Origin of the sequence: Rhizobium acaciae, from assembly GCF_025941625.1 — a bacterium.
Lineage (GTDB): Bacteria > Pseudomonadota > Alphaproteobacteria > Rhizobiales > Rhizobiaceae > Rhizobium > Rhizobium acaciae.
Genome location: NZ_JAPCZO010000008.1, coordinates 211,977 through 230,655, shown reverse-complemented (window position 1 = coordinate 230,655; position 18,679 = coordinate 211,977). Strand labels below are relative to the sequence as shown.

Here is an 18,679-nt window from a genome sequence, read left to right as displayed (position 1 = left end):
CGCCGAAGGACAATCATGGCCCCCTATCAGTTCATCGAGAGACCGACCCCTTTCAACACGAAGGGCGGTTCGACGCTGCCGATCTTTGCCGTCACGCCTGCCCATATCGAGACCGGCACGATCGATCCGATCGCGCTCGATTGGGCGCGCAGGGCAGGCTACAAGGCCGAAAGTGGATCGCTGCTGCTGATCCCGACGGCCGAAGGCCATCTCGGCGGCGCGCTTTACGGCCTTGGCACCAACCCATCCGAGCAGCCTTACATCACCGGCAGGCTCGCCCGTGCGCTGCCGGCCGGCGACTGGCACATCGAGACCGCGCCGCTGACGGCAAATCGCCTGGCCCTCGGCTTTGGGCTCGGTAGCTACCGTTTCGACCGTTACAAATCCGAAAAATCGCCGGCGGCGACGCTGATGATCCCCCGCGATGCCGACGCCGCCGATATCAAGCGCCAGCTGGCCGGCGTCTTTCTTGCCCGCGACCTGATCAATACGCCGACGAACGACATGGGCCCGAACCAACTCGAGGCCGTTTTCCGTGGCCTGGCCGCACACTACAAGGCGGAGATATCGGTGATTACGGGTGATGACCTGCTCACGCAGAACTTCCCGCTGGTCCATACCGTCGGCCGCGCCAGCGCCGATGCGCCGCGCCTTCTCGATCTGCGCTGGGGCAAGAAGGGCCATCGCAAGGTGACGCTCGTCGGCAAGGGCGTCTGCTTCGACACCGGCGGTCTCGACATCAAGCCTGCCGCCTCCATGCTGCTGATGAAGAAAGACATGGGCGGCGCGGCGAATGTCATGGGCCTTGCCCTGATGATCATGGATGCCAAGCTGAAAGTCGACCTGCGCGTTATCGTCCCGGTCGTCGAAAACGCGATCTCGTCCAATGCCTTCCGCCCCGGCGACATCTACCGGAGCCGCAAGGGCCTGACCGTCCAGATCGACAATACCGACGCCGAAGGCCGGCTCATCCTTGCCGATGCGCTTGCCTATGCCGATGAGGAAGAGCCCGAACTCTTGATCGACATGGCGACGCTGACCGGCGCTGCCCGCGTTGCGCTTGGCCCGGATCTCCCGCCCTTCTTCACCGACGACGCCAATCTGGCGCATGACCTCACCGAAGCGAGCCTGGAAACCGACGATCCGATCTGGCGCCTGCCGCTCTATTCCGGCTACGAAAAGGATATCCGCACCAAGTTCGCCGACCTTACCAACGCGCCGGCCGGCGGCATGGCAGGGGCGATCACCGCCGCCCTCTTCCTCAAGCGTTTCGTCAGCAAGGCGAAGAGCTGGGTGCATTTCGATATTTACGGCTGGGCTTCGTCCGAACGGCCGCATTCGCCTGGTGGTGGCGAAGCTCAGGCAATCCGCGCGCTCTTTCACCATATTCGCGAGAGCTTGCGCTGATGCCATGTTAAAGCGCGTCGCTGCGGCGCGTCGGATGATCCCTGTTCACGCGCCGCGCCTCGCTGCCGATCGTTAAAATTTTATTCACCTTGCCGGGCGGCAATTTCTGCCGCCCCTTGCATGTGCATGGCAACTGCCGGAAAATGGAACGTTAGCGTAACGATCTTCCGGAGGGGCCGTGCCGATCGAACTGACCGCCTCGCAAGCGCTGGGGCTCTGGCATGGCGCGGCGCTCGATCAGGTCCGCCACGACGACCGCGATTTGACGTTGCGCCAGATGGCGATCCTGCTGCATATTTATCTGGTGCCGCCGCCGCACACGGTGCGCGGGCTTGCCGCCACGCTTGACGTCACCAAGCCGGTCATCACCCGCGCCTTGGATACGATGGGCGAGATGGGCCTGGTCGATCGTGTGCGTGACGATGCCGACCGGCGCAACGTGATCATCAAGCGCACCGTCGGCGGTGCGCTCTATCTGGAAAAGCTCGGCGATCTCATCCGAGATCAGGCCCGCCGGTTGCCGATCTGAAGGGAATGCGAATGACGATGCTCGACCGCCGCCTGCATGCCTACAGGTCTGATCTCGCGGAAGCCGGCCTCGAAGGCAAGGTCGAGGCGTCGCGCTTTGTGAAAGGCGCGCCCGCGCGTGTCGCCGTTCCTGTCCTGGCCGTGCGCCCTGAACCGGACCTTGCCCGCGGCATCGATACGGAACTGCTTCTCGGCGAGGATGTGACGGTTTTCGATCGCGCCGACGGCTGGTGCTGGGTGAAAGCCGCCGCGGACGGTTATGTCGGTTATGTCGCGGCGGACGCGCTCTTGGAAGGCCGGCCGGTGCCGACCCATATCGTCACCGTGCAACGCAGCTTCGTCTATCCCGAACCGGAACTGCGCAAGCCCCACCAGGCCATCGTGTCGATGGGAAGTCGCGTCTACGTCGCCGGCGAGGCGGAAGCGCGGGGCAATCGCTACGTCGTGCTCGAGGACGGAACGGCGATCTTTGCCAAGCATGTCCAACCGATCGGCGCGCTCGATGGCGCCGATTACGTGGAGATCGTCGGCCGTTTCCTGGAGACGCCCTATCTCTGGGGCGGACGTTCCGGCCTCGGCATCGATTGCTCCGGCCTCGTCCAGCTGGCGATGCTGATGACGGGCAGAGCTGCGCCACGCGATACCGATATGCAGGCGGCCGGCCTCGGCCAGCCGATCGACCGATCCGAAATCCGCCGTGGCGACCTGGTATTCTGGAAGGGTCATGTCGCCGTCTTCGAAGATCCGGAAACCATTCTGCACGCCAACGGTCATAGCATGACGGTGGCGCGCGAGAATTTCGAGGCCGCGGTCGAGCGGATCGGCTGGCTCTACGAGCAACCAACCGGCTATCGCCGCCCGATCAGCTGATCAGCCGATCGGAGGCTGCGGCCAGGATCTCACTCCGCCCGTCCAGTCCTCGAAGGCTTTCGACAGTCTCAGCACCCGCATGTCGTCGAAGCGCGGTCCGACAATCTGCAGGCCGATCGGCATCCCTGATCGGGAGAAACCGCAATTGATCGAAGCGGCCGGCTGCTCCGACATGTTCCACGGCACCGTGAAACCGATATGTTCGAACGGCAGGGCCGGATCGTTGGTCGGAGATGCCCATTCGGCCGGATAGGAGATGATCGGATTGGTCGGCGAAAGCAGGGCGTCGACCTCGGTGAACAGTCGTCCGCAGCTCTTGCGCATCTCGATCGTCTGGTTGAAGCCCTTGACCGCATCGACACCGCTGATGTTGGCGCCGCCCATCGCCCAATCCCTGATATAGGGCAGGATGCTGTCGCGCCTGTTGTCGTCGAGATCGGCGATATCGCCCCAGAACCGGGACCGCCAGAAATTGTCGAGGCCATCCAGCATTGCGCGTGTCAGCACCGGCTGGACCGATAGAATGGTCGCGCCGGCCGCCTCGAACTGTTTCGCCGCCGTTTCGACCGCGGCCATGATCTCGTCCTCCACCGCAAGCCCGCAGCCGGCATCGAGCATCAACCCGATCTTCATGCCCGACAGGTCGATATCGAGATCCATCCAGTTGAAATCGTTCGGCGGCAGGCTGGTGCCGTCGCGCCAGTCCGGCCGTGACAGCGTCGCCATCGAAAAGGCCGCATCCTCGACGGTGCGCGCCATCGGCCCGACGCAGCGCCCGACATAATAGGGATCGGCCGGAATGCGCCCATGGCTCGGTTTGAAGCCGAAGATGCCGGTCCAGCCGGCGGGAAGGCGTACCGAACCGCCGATATCGGTGCCGATATGCAGCGGTCCGTAACCGGCCGCCGCCGCCGCAGAAGCCCCAGCACTCGATCCGCCGGGATTCTGCGTGATGTCCCAGGGATTACGGCTGAGAGGATGAAAGCTCGAAAGGCCGGAGGAAAGCATGCCGTAATCGGGGCAGGTGGTCTTGGCGAAGATCACCGCGCCGTCTTCCCGCAGCCGGGCAGCGGCAGGCGCATCGGCCTCTGCCGGCTTCAGTTCCACCGCCCTCGTGCCAAGTGGCACCGGCTGGCCCTTCGTGGCGATCAGTTCCTTCAGCGTCACCGGGATGCCGTCGAGTGGGCCTAGCGTTTCTGCCTTCGCCCAGCGCTCCGTCGACGCTTTCGCCTGGGCGCGCGCCGATTCCCGATCGTAGAGGTAGAGTGCCGAAATCGACGGCTCCCAGGCGGCGATACGGTCTTCGAGGGCGAGCCAGTATTCGAGAGGGGAGAGGCTCTTATCGGCGAAGCGCTGCCTGAGTTCGTGGATGGTAAGGTCGGTTTCGGTCATGGCATGGTCTTTCGGGCTTTTCGTCTTGGGAGGACATCAGCGGCTCGCCTCGCGCGGGTCGAGCAGATCGCGCAGACCGTCGCCGAGCATGTTGAAGCCGAAGACGGTGAGCGCGATGGCAAGGCCGGGCAGGATCGCCAGCCAGGGAGCGAGCGCCAGATAGGTTTGCGCATCGGCAAGCATCCGGCCCCAGGTCGGTGCCGGTGGCGCCATGCCGAGCCCGAGGAAGCTGAGACCCGCTTCGGTGAGGATCGCCAGCCCCAGCTGGATCGCGCCATGCACGATGATCTGGCTGATGATGTTCGGCAGCACATGGCGCAGCGAAATGGTCAGGCGCGTATTGCCGATGGCGCGCGCCGCCGTCACATAGTCGCGGCTCCAGGCCTGCAGCGAGGTCGCAAGCGTCACCCGGGCAAAGACCGGGATCATGAAGACGGCGATCGCGGTGATCGCGGTGAACCGCCCGGGCCCGAGAAAGGCGCCGAGCACCATCGCGGACAGGATCGGCGGCAGCGCGAAGATGACGTCGCAGATGCGCATCAGCAGTGCTTCGAAGGGACCGCGGATCGCCGCTGCCGAAATGCCTGATATCGAGCCGAGTGTCCCGCCGATCGCAACCGCTGTGATGGCGATCGACAGCGAATTCCAGCAGCCCGCCATCAGCATCGAAAGCACATCGCGGCCGAACTGGTCTGTGCCGAGCAGGCCGAAGGCAAGCGGCGGCTGCAATTTATGGATGATCTGCATTTTTGTTGGCGGCAGCGGCGTCCAGACGAGCGACAGCAGCGCCACGGCGACCAGCAGGCCGATGATGACGACCCCCGAAATCAGGTTCATTCGCCGGCTAAGTCTAAAGACCCGGCGGTGGCTGATGATTGCGGTGGATACGATCGGTACCATGTTTCAGGCCGCCTTTCTCATCCTGGGATCGATCGCCAGATAGGAGAGATCGACGATGAAGTTCATCACGATGACCAGGCCTGCGAAGAACAGCACGACATCCTGCATGACGATGATGTCGCGCTGTGAGAGCGCCTGAAGGGCGAGCCGTCCGAGGCCGGGCAGGTTGAAGACGTTTTCCACCAGCACCGCGCCGGCGACGAGAAAGGTGAATTGCAGCCCGATCATCGTCAGGATCGGGATCAGCGCATTCGGCACGATATGGCGCCACAGCACCGCACTGCGGGACAGCCCCTTGGCGACCGCGGTGCGGGCAAAATCCTCATGCATCGTGTCAAGCACCGCCGAGCGCGCCACCCGCGTCAACACGCCCGCCTGCGGCATCGCCAGCGCGACGGCGGGCATAACCAGCGCCTGCAATGCCGGCGTGAGGCCGGCGCTCCAGCCCGGGAAACCGCCGGCCGGCATCAGCCCGAGCATCGTCGAAAACAGGATGATCAACAGCAGCGCCACCCAGAAGGCGGGCACGGCGATGCTGATCTGCGAAAACAGCGTCGCGATGACGTCGAAGATACCGCCGCGGCGCGAGGCGGCCAGCACGCCGAGCGGCAGGGCAATCGCCACCGAAAGCACGATCGCCATCAGCGCCAGCGGCAGCGTTACCGCCAACCGCTCGACGATCAACCCAGCGACCGGCACGCCATAGGTCAGGGAATTGCCGAGATCGCCGGAGAGCACGCCGGCCAGCCATTGCCCGTAGCGCAGCAACAGCGGCTGGTCGAGGCCGAGACTGTGACGGAGCGCTGCAAGCGTTTCCGGTGTTGCCGATGTGCCGAGCATGATCGAGGCGGGATCGCCGGGCAGAAGGTCCATGACGGCGAAGATCAGCAGCGAGACGACGATGAGCGTGACGATGAGACCGGCGAAGCGGCGGGCGAGGAGTGGGATCATATCAGATTGAGCACGGCCGCAATGGGACGCGGCACATCCTCTCCTCCGTCATTCCTGTGCTCGTCACAGGAATCCAGCCACGGCGCGTCGGCGCCGTGAAAGACTGTCATGCGATGAAGTCGTTCTCTCGCTCCCAAGGACTTGGGCGCACTGGATTCCTGTGACGAGCACAGGAATGAGGGAGCGAGAGGTTCGCGTGAATCGACCAAATCCGACTGTCCTGCTTCAGGCACCAAGGCCATCACCTTCATCGTACGCCGCCTAGCCTGCCGCCCCTCACTCGTCCCAGGAAACACCAGACAGCACGTTGGAAGGGATCGGTTCGTTCTCCCACAGGCCCTTCAGCTTTTTGTCCCAGACGCCGAGTTTCGGCATAACGAAGAGGTAGAGCGCCGGCACGTCCTCGGCGAGGATCTTCTGCGCTTCGCCATAGATCGCATTCTGCGTGGCGGGATCGGCCGTCTCCTGGACCTTCTTCATCAGCGCGTTGAAAGCAGGGTTCTTGTAGTTGAAATAATAGGGATCGCGGGCATAGATGTCGATGTCGAGCGGTTCGGCATGGGCAACGATCGTCATGTCGAAGTTGCGGTCCTTCATGATGTCCTGGACCCATTTTGCCGGAAATTCCGTCGGCTCGATATTCATCGTCACGCCGATCTCGGCAAACATCGCCTGCATCACCTGGGCGCTGCGCGGCGCATAGGCCATCTGCGGCGATTTGATCGTGAAGGTGAAGCCGTTGGGATAGCCGGCTTCGGCAAGCAACGCCTTCGCCTTCTCGACGTCATAGGGCAGCACGCCTGTCATGTCCTGATAGCCCGGATCATTCGGCGTGTAGTGGCTGCCGATCGGCGTTCCCAGCCCGGACCATGCGCCGTCGATTACCGTCTTGCGGTCGATCGCCATCATCAGCGCCTGGCGGACGCGTTTGTCGTCGAACGGCTTCTTGGCGTTGTTCATGCCGGCAACGACCTTGAGTTCGGTATTGCCGATCCGGGTGACGAGCCTTGCATCGCCGTCGAAAGAACTCATCAGCTCGGGTGCTGCAAATTCTGGAAAGGCATCGAGATCGCCGGATTTCAGCGCAGCCGCCTGCGCCTGCGGATCGGCAATGAAGCGGAAAGTCACCTTGTCGAGCTTGGCGGCCGCGCCCTTGTTCCAGTAATCGGCATTCCTGGCGAGTTCGACCTTGTCGCCCTTCGCCCAGCTGGCGAATTTGAACGGACCGGTGCCCACTGGCGTCGTCTTGTCGTCGGCAGCCGTCTTCGGTGCGACCATCACCGAGGCCGGCCAGCCGAGCCAGTAGATCAGGCTGCCGGTCGGTGCCGAGAGATGCAGCACCAGCGTTTCGGCATCGGGCGTATCGATCGAGGCGATCGAGGCGAAGAAGCGCTTCTGCGGATTGACCGAATCCGCGCCGCGGGCGCGGTCGAGCGAAAACTTGGCGGCAGTGGCATCGAAGGCCTCGCCGTCATGGAATTTGACGCCGGTCTGTAGCTTGAACGTATAGGTCAGGCCATCGGGAGAGATCTCCCAGCTTTTTGCTAGCTGCGGCTGGATCTTGCCGGCCTGGTCGATCGTCACCAGCCCCTCGAACACGTTCTGCCAGGTCACCTGGCCGATCGCGACGGGTGCTGCGATCGTCGGGTCGAGACCAGTCGGCTCGACGCTCATGCCGAGGTTGAGCGTGGTCTTCGCCGCCTCGGCCGGCGTCATCGCCGTCATCACCAGGCCGGCCGAAAGCGCGGCACCGAGCGAAAGACGCCGGGCCAAACGCCCTGAAGGCGCAAACGAAAGCTTGATCATCATGTTCCCTTATCTGGCCGCGCGTCGATGACGAAGACCTTTTGCGAGGAGAGTGACACTATGCCGGTGCACACACAATGACGATTTTGTGTGCTCAGTGTAGCCAAAAAAGCTACACCGTAAATCGTCGGGCAATGCAAGCTCGAAGCGTCAGTCTTTCGTCTCGGCCCGGCGGTTCGTGCGCTCGCGCATGAACCTTTCGATGAAGTCGAGCAGTTTCGTCGCGGCGAAGGACAGCTGCCGGTCCGGCGCGACGCAGAGATCGACATGGGTGCGGATGCCGGTTTTGCCGGCCAGTGGAATGGCAAGGAGCTGACCCGCCTCGATCTCGCGGCGGACGGTCAGCGCCGGCAGCAGCGTGACCGCAGCCCCGCTGAGCACGAGCTCTTTCAGCATTTCGAGCGAGCTGGTGACGAAGACGGGATCGAGGCTCAACCCTTCCTTCTCGAACAGCGCGTCGAAGGCCTGGCGGAAGCCGAAGGATTGATCCGGCAGCGCCAATGCGTAGTCGGCAAGCGTCCTCAGCGGGATCTCGGCATGGGCGGCGGCCGGATGTTGCGGCGTGGCGATGAGATCATAGCCGATCTCGGAGCGCAGCCGCACCTTGGTGCCGGACATAGGAGGCGCAAACAGCGTCACCGCAATATCCGCCTCGGCGCTGTTGACGGCATCGATCGCCTGCCGCGCGCTGGTGATCGTCACGGTAAAGCGCAGCTTCGGATATTTCAGGCTGAATTCGGCGAGCGCCGGCGCCAGCAGATTGGCGACGGTGGCGCCATTGGCATAGATGCTGACACGGCCGCGCTGCAGGCCCTTGAGGTCTTCGATCAGCTGCTGCACATGATCGAGCTCGCGCAGCGTTCGGCCGGCGCGGGCGGCAAGCAGCTCGCCGGCGGCCGTCAGCTTGACGCCGCGGGCGCTGCGTTCGACGAGCGGCGCACCGAAATGGTATTCGAGGTTCTCGATCTGCCGGCTGATCGCCGTCGGCGCGACATTCAGGTTCTCGGCTGCCTGGCGCATCGAATTGGTCCTGACCAGCTCGTCGAAATACATCAGCGCCCGGATCTGCATTCACGTCTCTCCGCCATTCGGCATATTGGATCTGTAGAGAGTCTGACCCTATTCAATCAGCTGCTGCTCGCATAGCGGTCGCGCCAGGCCTTTTGCGCGCCCTCGACCGGCAGTGCGGTCGCCGCGTAGACGCCACGGGCGATCGCCCGCGCCATGACGATGGTCGCAAGGTGGCAAAGCTCCATCAGGCTTGCCATGTCGTCTCTTTGATGCCTGGCCGTCGAAGCGGCAAAGACGGTATCGCCGTCGAGCGGCAGGTGCGCCGGCAGCAGTGCCCTGGCAAACCCGTCATGGCCGGCAAGCGATAGCCGGTGCGCCTCGGCCTTCGTCAGCTGCGCATCGGTCACCACTGCGCCGATCGTCGTTGCCGGCGTGTTCATGCCCTTGAGCCGCATCCTATGGTCGGCCATCGCAGGCATGCCGAGCCCGCCGAATTCCGCGACTTTTTCAAAGGGTGCTGCCCAGAAATGCGGCCCGTCGCCGATCGTTGCCGAACCGAGCGCATTGACAGCGACGATCGCCGCGACACGATGCCCGGCGCTGCTGACGGCACTGGCCGAGCCGAGCCCGCCCTTGACGGTGGCCGTCGTCGCTCCCGTCCCGGCACCTGTCGTGCCGAGCGCGAATGTGCCCTTGGCCGCGGCCTGCAGTGCCGTGTAACCCATGTCGCGATAGGGCGAGTGAAGGCCCCAATCCTTGTCGCCGCCGTTCAGCAGGTCCATCAGGATTGCCTGCGGCACAATCGGAATGCGCACCGACCCGACGGCAAAGCCGCGGCCGAGTTCGCGCAGGCCCGCCTGCACGCCGCCGGCGGCATCCAGCCCGAAGGCCGAGCCGCCGGAGAGCACGAAGGCATCCACGGCATTGACGGTCATCGACGGATCGAGCAGGCCGGTGTCGCGCCCGCCGGGCGCACCGCCGAGCACCGTGCCGGATGCGACGGCCGGTTCGTCGAAGACGATGACCGTGACGCCGGAACCGAGCACAAGGTCGGTCGCATGGCCGACGGAAACGCCTTCGATATCGGTGATGAGGTTGAGAAGTTCGGGCAAGGGCGGATCCTTATGCGGAAAGGCGGCCGGTAGGACTGTACTGCATAATTCCTTAAATCGGAATCGATTCAAGGATAAAATTATGCAGCAATTCAAAGTGTTACAGCGTCCTTTGCGCGTCTGATAAAGACGCGCGGCGCTGTAATGTCCTCAAAAAACAAGACCGGCCCCATTTGGCGGGACCGGTCGGACATCGGGAAAAGCCGTGAATGCTAATCGCGGCCTCATGCCCTCAGGCATGAAGCGGCTTCGGATGACGGCGGGTCATCAGGTCATGGATGGCCAGCCGCACCTCGTCCGGCGAGCCGAAACGCTGCTCGTCGAGGTCGTGGACATGAAATTTCACGGCGATGAATTTCAGCCGGTCTTCATCGGGAATGACGATCCCGACGGGAACGCCTGCATATTCGATAACTTGCTTCTTCATAGATAGAACTCCTGCTGCGCGACATGCGCAGCCATGGCGAATTGACTTGTCTGGTACCGTTGAAAGGAGGACGAACGTCACATTCGACAGTTCGGGCGGGAGAGGGCGCCCGGACGGTCATTGCCAAGCACAGATCGCCCAAGGAGATCGGCGAGAATATCGATGTCTATCATGCTCGTTCCTTGTGTTGGCGTTGCACTTGAGTGGTCCCGGTAGAGCCCGGGGCCGGTGAAGGCTGTCTTCGATAATCCACTAACATAGTAGAGATTACCCGATAGCCTGTCAGAAACATATTCCGAAACATGTCAAAATATCGACGATCGAAAAAAATTCATTCCGTCAAAGCCCGAACTTACAGAAAGAAACATATCAGCTCTTCGTTAAATTCGCATGACAGAATCGAACTTCGATCGATCACCGCGGCAGAGATAGGAAGTCCTGCTGATTCCGGCAATGGCCCGCTTCATTAAAAATCGACATGCCTCGAAATGACCGATTTGATTAATGCCGGGTGCCCCTGGGTCACCAGCCTTCTTCGAGCACCTTCTCCAGCATGTCTGCGAAGAAATCCGCGCTGTCGATGCTGAGGCAGAGCGGCGGTTTGATCTTCAGCACATTTTGGTGATCGCCGGTCGGCTGCATGATGACGCCGAGTTCGAGAAGCCGGTCGCAGATTGCAGCCGTCTCTTCCGTCGCCGGCTCCAGCGTCGTTCTGTCGCGGACGAATTCGAGGCCGAGATAGAGGCCCATGCCGTGCACGGCGCCCGCAATCGGATGGCGGTCGATCAGCGCGGCGAGCCGCGCCTTCAGATGATCGCCGACCGTCCGGGCATTTTCCTGCAGCTTTTCCTCGGTCATGATGTCGAGCACCGTCATGCCGGCGATGCAACTGACCGGGCTGCCGCCGGTGGAGGAAAAGAAAGTGCCCTCCTTCTCCAGCGATTGCGCAATCTCCCGCGTGGTGATGACGGCGCCGAGCGGATGGCCGTTGCCCATGCCCTTGGCGACGGTGATGATATCAGGCACGACGCCCTGCTGCTGGAAGCCCCAGAAATAATGCCCGAGCCTGGCATAGCCGACCTGCACTTCGTCGGCGATGCAGAGGCCGCCGCGAGCGCGTACCTGCGCATAGAGCTCTTTGAGATAGCCTTCCGGCAATGGAATGCCGCCGGCATTGCCGTAGACCGATTCGGCGATGAAGCCCGCAAGGCCTTCGCCCGCAGCATCTATTGCCTCCAGCACCGGCGTCGCCATGCCGAGATAATCCGCTGCCGTATCGGGACCACGGAAGTCGCCGCGATAGGTGTTCGGCGAAACGATGGTATGCACCCAGTCCGGCCGGGTGGTCGGTGCCTGCGGATTGTCGGCGATCGAGGTGGAGACGGCATCGCTCGCCGCTGACCAGCCATGATAGGCTTCGAGCAGGCAGAGCATGCTGCGCGCGCCGCTTTGGGCTTGCGCGAGCCGAAGCGCCAGATCGTTCGCCTCCGAGCCGCTGTTGACCAGGAAGACCGCGTCGAGCCCATCCGGCGACAGGGCGGCGAGGCGTTCGGAAAATTCCGTGATCGCGGCATAGTGGAAGCGCGAATTCGTGTTGAGCCGCAGCCATTGCGCGCCGATCGCCGCCGCGAACTTGGGATGGCCATGGCCAAGGATGGTGACGTTGTTGACCATGTCGAGATAGGCGCGGCCCTCGACATCGAACAAATGTTCCTTCCAGCCGCGCTCGATCTGCGGCGGCGCCGCATAATAATTCTTCTGCGGCCTTGCGAGATGCGCCCGCCGCCTGGCGAAGAGCGGGGCGGTATCAGGTTGCGGCGCATCCGCTTGCGGGCTGAGAAGCAGCGAAGGCGAAGGGCAGAGCACCGACCAGGCCGCCGCCGCGCGCGGTGAGGCAAAGAGCGGCGGTTCGAGACCGGCGACGCTGCAAAGCTGGACGCGCAGCCCGCCGAGCGACGACGCCTCTCCGAAAACCGTGCCGAGCGAATTGCCGGCGGCAATCTCGGCTCCATCCTCGACCGAGAGGTCGAGACCATCGAGATGCAGGGTCATGTTGTCGCCGGCGAGCGTCAGATGCTGGTCCTTCCAGCCGATGCGGCCGGCAAAGGGCGCGGCAATCGCGCTGCCTGCTGCAAGGCATATGTCGACATGCAGGGCGCAGGTCGCCTGTCCCTTCGCAGTTCCCGCGCGGGAAAGCCGATATTCGCCGTAGCGCGTCGCCGCCGTACCGTTTTCGGTTGCCATGCGGGCAAGCAGCCGCCAGTCCATGTCGGTATTCAGCCAGTTGCCGGCGGAAAAATGCGGGCTCCGTACCCCAAGATCGACATAGGCGATCCCGGCGGGATCGATGTCGGGCAACAACGGCAGCCATCCCGATGTTTCCGGGGCGGCGATATCTGCGCCGGCTGCCTTGAGGATCGCGGCTTCCATGAGATCGAAGGGAACCGACATCGCCGTATCGAAGATCGCCCGCTCGCGGTCGAGATTGTCGCGGACATAGTCATTATCGGGATCGACCGAAATCTGCTGTTCGCCGCTGGCGACGAGAATGACCGCGCGCGCGACGATCAGCGGCCAGAGCGCCTTCAGTTCCTCGTCGCTCAGCGGATAGACCGCCTGATAGGCCGTGACGGCGGGCAGGATATGAAAAGGGTCGCCATCTGCCTGATGCAGCAGCGAAGCGCAGGTGACGGCGAGGTCGCCGACCAGCCAGCCGCGGATGATGTCGCCGAAATCGATCACCCCGTCGGGGATGATATGGCCATGGGCGTCACGGTGGCCGACGACATTGTCGCCGGTGACGTCGTGATGCACGGCCTGCAGCCGAAGCGCCGGCGCCAACGGCTGGATGCGGCGGACGGCCATCACCATGGTCTTGGCGATCCGGTCGCGCGCCGCACTGTCGGTGATGGCCGAAAGCAGCTGCACGGCAACGGGACCTGCTCGTCTGAGATCCCATTGCAGGCTGCGGTCGAGACCGGGATGGTTGAAATCGGCAAGCGCCTGCGCCAGCCTGGCGCAGAGCGCGCCGAGGGCCGCCACGGAAGCCGGCGCCAGATAGGTCAGCGCCGTCAGCCCCTGGCCTTCCAGATATTCCAACAGCCGGACCTGATAGCCCTGCCCGCGCACGGTAAGGACGACGATCTCCCGCCCGTCATTGGTGGTGACCACCTTCGGAACGCGCGGCGCACCTTGCCTGCTTTTGAGGTGATGGATCGCCGCATTCTGTGCTTCGAGCTCGCGGACGTCGTAGGCGGCATGGCAGATCTTCAGGACGTAGCGACCCCTATCGCTATCGACGCGATAGTTGCGATCCTGCTGGCTGCCGAGTTCGGCAAGCCTGCCGGAGAGGCTGTAATGAGCGAGGAGGATCTCTTCCGCGTCGGTGGCGGTCACGTCGGGGCGCGGCAGCGCCATGCGATCAACAAGCGCCTCGTCGGTCACGACACCCCTCCCGCAGCATGATTCGATTACCTATTGAAGGCGATAATCAAGTACTTGCCGCCGGCAGGCAACGGGGATTGTCGTTTGCCAGCAAAAGAGATGCAGGGCTGAGCTCAGCCCATGCGTTCGGAGGCGTAACCGCCGGGGCTTGCCGGGAAGACCACGGTGCGGTTGCCGTTCAGGAAGGTGCGGTGATGGATATGGGCGTGGATGGCGCGCGCCAGCACCTGGCTTTCGACGTCGCGGCCGATCGAGACATAGTCGTCGGGCGACTGCGCATGGGTGATTCGCGCCGTGTCCTGCTCGATGATCGGGCCTTCGTCGAGATCGGCGGTGACGTAATGCGCCGTCGCTCCGATCAGCTTCACGCCGCGGCCGTAGGCCTGCTTATAGGGGTTGGCGCCCTTGAAGCTCGGCAGGAAGGAATGGTGGATGTTGATGATCTTCCCGGACATTTTCTGGCACATCGCATCCGAAAGCACCTGCATGTAACGCGCCAGCACGATCAGTTCGGTGCCCGTCTGTTCGACGATATCCATGATCTGGCCTTCGGCCTGCAGCTTGTTCTCCTTCGTCACCTTGATGTGGTGGAAGGGGATGTCGTGGTTGACCACCACCTTCTGGTAATCGAAATGGTTGGAGACGACGCCGACGATATCGATCGGCAGGGCGCCGATCTTCCAGCGGTAGAGCAGGTCGTTCAGACAATGGCCGAAGCGCGACACCATCAAGAGCACCTTCATGCGGGCATTGCCGTCATGGATCTCGGCATCCATGGCGAACCGCTTGTAGATCGGCTCGAAGCCTTCCTTGAGTTCGGCAAGCGGCACGCCTTCCTCGGAGATGAAGCTGACGCGCGTGAAGAACCTGCCGGTATCGAGATCGTCGAACTGCGAACTATCGACGATGTTGCAGCCCTTGTCGGCCAGATAGCTCGAAATCGCCGCCACGATGCCGCGTGTCGACTTGCAGGATACCGTCAATACGTAACTTGTCATGTCTTTCCCTCTTCCCTCTCCACGGCCGCCGCTGTGCTTAGATCAAAGCCCGGACCGCGAATAGGCCGGCGCACTTTCATTCATGCGACAAATTGCAAGATAAACCATCACGCTTGTGCAAGTTCTGTCATTGCTCAGTGTGAAGCTTAGGAGAAGTTGCGCGAAAAACTGTACCGTCAGCGCCGCCTGGATGCGTATTCTCGCCTTCGACGCGCTTTAGGCCGGCGGCCGGCTCGCCACCGCAACCTTCCGGCGGCGCGGCGAGGTGATCTCATGGATGATCGCACCGCCGATCGACGAGAGCACCAGCGAGAGGATCACGAAGAGCACCGGCTGCTGCAGGATGCCGATCGGCAGGCGGTCGGCGGCGACCCTGAGAAAAGCCAGCGTGAAGGCGTGGGTGATATAGATGCTATAAGAGCAGTCGCCGAGATAGTTCAGCCATCCGATCACCGGCAGCTTGGAAAAATCGATGGAGATCGCGCTGTAGACGATGAAGATCGCCGGGATTCCCCAGGCATAGAACCGGCTTTCCGGTGGCATCAGCGCCTCGTTGATGAAGAGAAACGCAAAGCCCATGGCAAGAGCCGCCCAAGCCCAGCGGTTCGGCAGAAGCACCTTCTGCCCGTAGAGCCAGCCGAGCACGACACCGGCGAGGAATTCCAGCATGATCGGTTCGCCGTAGAACCGGGTCACAGTCGTTTCCGGCAGCAGCCGGCAGGCGATCAGGATGACGGCAAAGACGGCAAACATCGCCGGGATACGCCGAGCTTCCTGTAGCGGCAATAGCAGCGCAAAGATGAAGTAGAAGAACATTTCGTAGTTCAGCGTCCAGCCGGGAACGACCACCGGCGTGATCGTGCTGGGATCGGCGGGATTGGCCCATGGCAGGAAGAATAGCGAGGCTGCGAGATGCGGCAGGTCGAACACCGTCGATTTCAGCAATGATGGAGCGACCAGCGCCACTGCCGCCGAAAACAGCGTCGCCAGCCAGTAGAGCGGCACGATCCTTTTAATGCGCCGGCGGGCAAAATCGACCGGGCTCATCGCGCGTCCGCTCGTCGTCAGCCACATCACGAAACCGCTCAGGACGAAGAAGATGTCGACGCCGGTTTCGCCATAGACGAAGGCGGTGGCGGCGACTGCGGGATTGACCTTGGCAAGCTGCAATACCGCGTGGAAATAGACGACCATCAGCGCTGCGATGGCGCGCAGATATTGAAGCTGGACAAGCATCGGGCGTCTTGCTCCCTCGAGCATGATGCCGAAAAGTGTGGGCAGTTTTCGGATGACATCATGCTCTATTTCTTTGATTTAGAACAGGATTCAGACTTTAGGCCGATCCGGCCTAAAATCATCCTGTTCTAGGCTCGCGCGGACAGGCGCCCGCTGCGGTCAACTCAGTACATCTGCCGGACGATCCTGCCGGATGCGCGGGCTGTCGTGGAAACGCATATATCCGACGACAAACCACAGGAGACCGGCAATCTTCATCGAGAAGACCGCGGTTCCCCCGATCATCATATTCAGAAAAATGAAAAGAGAAAGTGAATGGGCGCAGCGCCGCTGCGCCGCCGTGCGCCCGGCGGGAAAAAGGCAGACGAACAGCCATAAGGCGATGACGCCGAAGATCGTCGCCGCGTAGATCAGGTAGACATAGCCGCTGTCGGCGAATTCGGCGACCCGGTCGACCGAAAGCCCGAGGACGGCGAGCGGATCGAGCTCCATGATCTTCTTCATCGTCAGGTTGATGCGGCCGGTAAAATTGTCGCCGGTCGCATTGGGCTTCAGGACGTAGACGAGGAAGCCCGCGGCGACGATCAGCGGCATCAGCGCCAGATTGAAATTCTTCGGGATCTTCGGAAAGACGAAATAGCCGACGATGCAGGCAAAGCAGAAGATCAGCATCGTGCGCGTGTCGTTCGTCACCAGGATCAGCACGGCCGTGGCGATCATCAGCAACCGGTCCCAGCGGCCGAGCCTTTCCCACATCGAAATCAGGTAGACGGCGATCACGCCGCAGAAATTGGCAAGCGATACCTGCTCGAGGAAGATGGAGGAGGAACGGTGGTCGATGATGCCGAAGGAGAAGCGCTCGGGAAAGCCGAGCGCGTTCTGGAAGAGGCCCGTCGTGTTGTAGCTCAGCGGCAGCAGCCCGCGCGTATTGGCGAAATAGTCGGACGGGTGGACGATGCTGACATAGAACGGCACGCTGACGATCTCGAAAATCAGGAAGATCATGACGGCAAGGCTTGCCCAGCGAAAGGCGAGCTTCATCGTTTTCTCGTTGCTCCAGCCGCCGAGCCCGGTAAAGCAGAAGATGATCAGCACGTTACGGAAGTGGTCGATGAACAGCATGCGGTTGAGCACGCTGACATAGATGGTCACGACGAGCGTGAACAGCAGGAACAGGAAGGCCGGAAGGTCGGTCTCGTATATCCCCTTGTGCAGGATATAGATGATGGCGCTCGCCATGATCAGGCCTTCGCTGGCGGCGACATGCGTCATCGAAAGCGGCACGATGTTGTGGTTGATGAAGGCGAGAATACCGTTGTAGAGCACGGAAAGCAGGCCGAGCCAGAGCACCGTATGATCGGTACGCGATGCCTCGCGGGCAGCATCGAGCCGGTTGCCGGCTACAGGGAATGTTGCTGTCCTCTGATCGACGACCGCCATGCTCATTTCCCCGCAGGCTTGACGGCGGAGCAAGTGCCGGCACCGGCTTTTGCCACCTCGGCAAGAAGCCGCATCTGCGGCCGCTCAGGACCCTTGCGCGGCTGGACGTTGAAGGGCTCGTTCGCCGGCCACCAATCGCCGGCCGCCCAATAGGACCAGCCGAGCCAGACGTCGCTATTATCAGACATGGTGGCGTAGATTTCGGTCAACCCGCTCATGCAGTCCTTGTCGGAGGAGGCGCCGAATTCGCCGAGAAAGCCGCGCTTGTGGTTCTGCTTCAGCCAGGCGGTAACGCCGTTGATCGCCGCGACTGCGGCGCCTGCACCTTCGCAGGTCGGATGGGTGCCGGAGGAATCGGCGTCGAGATACTGGTGGACCTCATAGGCGTAGAAGTCGAGCGGGTCTCGTACGCCGAGCATCACCGTGCCGTTGGCGCCGCCGATCACATCCTTTTCCCAGCTGCCCGCGCCGCTCCATGCCGTGCCCGGCACCAGGATGAGGTTGCGGGCGCCGACTGCGCGGATGCTGCGGATCGCGGCATTGGCGGCATCCAGCCAATCCGTTGCCTTGATGTCGTGCGGTTCGTTCATCAGGCCGAAGAGAACGCCGTCCTGATTGGCGAATTCGACAGCGAGCCTTGCCCAGAAATCACCGAAGGCGGCATCTGTTGCCGGCGCCGTGCCGACCTGGGTCTTGTCGTAGTAGCCGAAATTATGCGGGTCGAGCAGAACCGCCATGCCGTGTTTGCGGATCAGGCCGATCGTATCTTTGATCCGCTTGAGCTCATCCTCGTCGAGCCGCCCGCCGAGGGCCGGCTGCAGCCGTTCCCAGCGGAAGGGCAGCCGGATGATCGTCATGCCTTTTTCGGCGAAATAGCCAATCGTGTCTTCGCTCGGATAGGTGTAATTGGTGCCGTAGATGCCGCCGCGTTCGCCATATTCGCCGCCGGACAAATTGACGCCACGGTAGCAGGGGGCCTCAGCCGCAAGGGCCGGCGACGGGATGAGAGCGGCCGCAAGCAGCAGCGCTGTCAGATGTCGTGTCGTCTTCATGGGCATCCTCGCTATCGCGGCAAATCGCAACATTGGCGTCGCTGCGGTTATTTTAACGGTCCGTTAGCTAAGAATTTCTAAAGTATCGGCACCTCGGCTTCAGTC

The 18,679-nt window shown here is 62.3% G+C and carries 15 protein-coding genes; 3 read left to right on the top strand and 12 right to left on the bottom strand.

Going from position 1 to position 18,679, the window contains the following annotated elements; all coding sequences use genetic code 11:
* The first annotated feature begins 15 nt into the window (after window positions 1–15).
* The 3 genes from OLZ32_RS15280 to OLZ32_RS15270 all read left to right on the top strand — a co-directional run bounded on the left by OLZ32_RS15280 (window position 16) and on the right by OLZ32_RS15270 (window position 2,805).
* A complete protein-coding gene (locus tag OLZ32_RS15280) occupies window positions 16–1,407 on the top strand; it encodes a leucyl aminopeptidase family protein (protein ID WP_264421693.1) in 1,392 nt (463 codons plus the stop codon).
* Between the two features lie 178 nt (window positions 1,408–1,585).
* Window positions 1,586–1,936: a MarR family transcriptional regulator gene (locus tag OLZ32_RS15275; RefSeq protein ID WP_003544522.1), complete on the top strand. Its 351-nt coding sequence runs from the start codon at window positions 1,586–1,588 to the stop codon at window positions 1,934–1,936.
* Window positions 1,937–1,947: 11 nt separating this feature from the next.
* On the top strand, window positions 1,948–2,805 hold the full coding sequence (locus OLZ32_RS15270) for a C40 family peptidase (protein WP_264421691.1): 858 nt from the start codon (window positions 1,948–1,950) through the stop codon (window positions 2,803–2,805).
* On the opposite strand, the gene OLZ32_RS15265 is transcribed toward OLZ32_RS15270, so the two are convergent.
* The 12 genes from OLZ32_RS15265 to OLZ32_RS15210 all read right to left on the bottom strand — a co-directional run bounded on the left by OLZ32_RS15265 (window position 2,806) and on the right by OLZ32_RS15210 (window position 18,574).
* Complete coding sequence (locus OLZ32_RS15265; protein ID WP_264421689.1) at window positions 2,806–4,197, bottom strand: amidase; 1,392 nt, start codon at window positions 4,195–4,197, stop codon at window positions 2,806–2,808.
* A 36-nt stretch (window positions 4,198–4,233) separates the two neighbouring features.
* Window positions 4,234–5,097 carry an ABC transporter permease gene (locus OLZ32_RS15260; RefSeq protein ID WP_264421687.1) on the bottom strand — a complete coding sequence of 288 codons (864 nt, stop codon included), beginning with the start codon at window positions 5,095–5,097 and terminating at the stop codon, window positions 4,234–4,236.
* A 3-nt stretch (window positions 5,098–5,100) separates the two neighbouring features.
* Window positions 5,101–6,048 carry an ABC transporter permease gene (locus OLZ32_RS15255; RefSeq protein ID WP_264421685.1) on the bottom strand — a complete coding sequence of 316 codons (948 nt, stop codon included), beginning with the start codon at window positions 6,046–6,048 and terminating at the stop codon, window positions 5,101–5,103.
* A gap of 276 nt (window positions 6,049–6,324) precedes the next feature.
* Complete coding sequence (locus tag OLZ32_RS15250; RefSeq protein ID WP_264421683.1) at window positions 6,325–7,854, bottom strand: ABC transporter substrate-binding protein; 1,530 nt, start codon at window positions 7,852–7,854, stop codon at window positions 6,325–6,327.
* Between the two features lie 150 nt (window positions 7,855–8,004).
* Window positions 8,005–8,925 carry a LysR family transcriptional regulator gene (locus tag OLZ32_RS15245; protein WP_003544535.1) on the bottom strand — a complete coding sequence of 307 codons (921 nt, stop codon included), beginning with the start codon at window positions 8,923–8,925 and terminating at the stop codon, window positions 8,005–8,007.
* Between the two features lie 56 nt (window positions 8,926–8,981).
* Entirely contained in the window at window positions 8,982–9,977 is a 996-nt protein-coding gene (locus OLZ32_RS15240; protein ID WP_264399387.1) for a P1 family peptidase, read from the bottom strand.
* A gap of 232 nt (window positions 9,978–10,209) precedes the next feature.
* Entirely contained in the window at window positions 10,210–10,404 is a 195-nt protein-coding gene (locus OLZ32_RS15235) for a hypothetical protein (RefSeq protein ID WP_003544544.1), read from the bottom strand.
* A gap of 522 nt (window positions 10,405–10,926) precedes the next feature.
* Window positions 10,927–13,848, bottom strand: coding sequence for an aminotransferase (locus OLZ32_RS15230; protein WP_264421681.1), 2,922 nt, complete (start codon window positions 13,846–13,848; stop codon window positions 10,927–10,929).
* Between the two features lie 113 nt (window positions 13,849–13,961).
* Window positions 13,962–14,846, bottom strand: a complete 885-nt coding sequence (gene purU / locus OLZ32_RS15225; RefSeq protein ID WP_017989974.1) for a formyltetrahydrofolate deformylase — start codon at window positions 14,844–14,846, stop codon at window positions 13,962–13,964.
* A gap of 216 nt (window positions 14,847–15,062) precedes the next feature.
* Complete coding sequence (locus tag OLZ32_RS15220; protein ID WP_003544551.1) at window positions 15,063–16,082, bottom strand: acyltransferase family protein; 1,020 nt, start codon at window positions 16,080–16,082, stop codon at window positions 15,063–15,065.
* A 159-nt stretch (window positions 16,083–16,241) separates the two neighbouring features.
* On the bottom strand, window positions 16,242–17,522 hold the full coding sequence (locus OLZ32_RS15215; RefSeq protein ID WP_264421678.1) for a hypothetical protein: 1,281 nt from the start codon (window positions 17,520–17,522) through the stop codon (window positions 16,242–16,244).
* Window positions 17,523–17,524: 2 nt separating this feature from the next.
* Window positions 17,525–18,574, bottom strand: coding sequence for a glycoside hydrolase family 5 protein (locus OLZ32_RS15210; RefSeq protein ID WP_003544555.1), 1,050 nt, complete (start codon window positions 18,572–18,574; stop codon window positions 17,525–17,527).
* Between the last annotated feature and the right edge of the window lie 105 nt (window positions 18,575–18,679).